The organism is Pseudomonas sp. 9Ag, from assembly GCF_902506445.1.
GTDB classification, from domain to species: domain Bacteria; phylum Pseudomonadota; class Gammaproteobacteria; order Pseudomonadales; family Pseudomonadaceae; genus Stutzerimonas; species Stutzerimonas stutzeri_AB.
Genome location: NZ_LR733837.1, coordinates 1 through 1,174, shown reverse-complemented (window position 1 = coordinate 1,174; position 1,174 = coordinate 1). Strand labels below are relative to the sequence as shown.

General features: G+C 59.4%; 1 protein-coding gene. It reads left to right on the top strand.

What is annotated here, in order from left to right; translation table 11 throughout:
- Window positions 1–183 precede the first annotated feature (183 nt).
- Window positions 184–1,155, top strand: a complete 972-nt coding sequence (locus ALTERO38_RS21100) for an IS110 family transposase (protein ID WP_128122069.1) — start codon at window positions 184–186, stop codon at window positions 1,153–1,155.
- Window positions 1,156–1,174 lie beyond the last annotated feature (19 nt).

Sequence of the window (1,174 nt, the reverse complement as noted above, 5' to 3'; positions counted from 1 at the left end):
GGGGGAAGGCCAGGAAGCCGTATCCACCCTTAGGCTTTGAGCCTGCGACGTAGATAGCGCTGCGGCCTTCCATACTCACTCTTACAGCTCGAACGGTATCCAGAGCCCGCCTCCGGCGAGAGCTCGCATCAGCAAGGTAGAGCTGAGTGAAGTGTTGATCTTTCTGAACCAGCAGGAGGACTTATGCCCAGCGTCATCGGCATCGATATCGCCAAACGCACGTTCGACATCGCCACCCAGCAGCCCAATGGCAAGTACCGCACCAAGGCCAAATTGCCAAACGAGGTGGCCGGTTTCGAAGCGCTCCAGCAGTGGCTGCTCAAGCACGCCAATGCCCAAGCCTGGATCGTGATGGAAGCGACCGGCGCTTACCATGAAGCGCTCGCGACTTGGTTTCACGATAAAGGCTATCAGGTCTGCGTGCTCAATCCTGCACAGGTCGCCTATTACGCTCGAAGCCAGCTCCAGCGCGTAAAGACCGACAAAGTCGACGCCAAACTCATCGCTGAGTATGGCGAGCGGCACCAGGGTGATCTGCGGGCCTGGCAGCCTGAGCCTCCCGCCGTCCGGCGCTTGAAAGCATTAGTGCGGCGCCTGGAAGATCTGCAGGAGATCCAACAAATGGAACGCAACCGCCTGGATCTGGCCGACGCTAGTGTGCAGGCTTCAATCTACTCAGTGCTGCACCATGTCGAGCGGCAGATCGGAGAGACGCTACGTGCGATCCGAGACCACATCGATGATGACCCGGACCTGCGCAACAAACGCGACCTGCTGACCAGCATTGATGGCATCGGCGAGCGTTCCGCAGCCCTGTTGCTGGCTGAGCTGGGCGATCCGCTACGCTTCGCCAGCTCACGCGCGATCACCGCTTATGCCGGGCTGAACCCCCGCCTTCAGGAGTCTGGCTCCTACAAGGGCCAGACGCGCATATCCCGCACAGGATCGTCTCGCTTGAGGGCTGGACTCTACATGCCGGCGGTCTGCTCGCTCACACACAACCCGGCCATTAGTGCTCTACGCGAGCGTCTGAGTGCAAAAGGAAAATCCGGAAAACAAATCGTCTGTGCAGCGATGCGCAAGCTGCTGCACATCGCCTATGGGGTACTTAAATCGGGCCAGCGTTTCGACCCTCAACTGGCCCTTGCTCGGTAATGGGGAAGACGGTATCTAC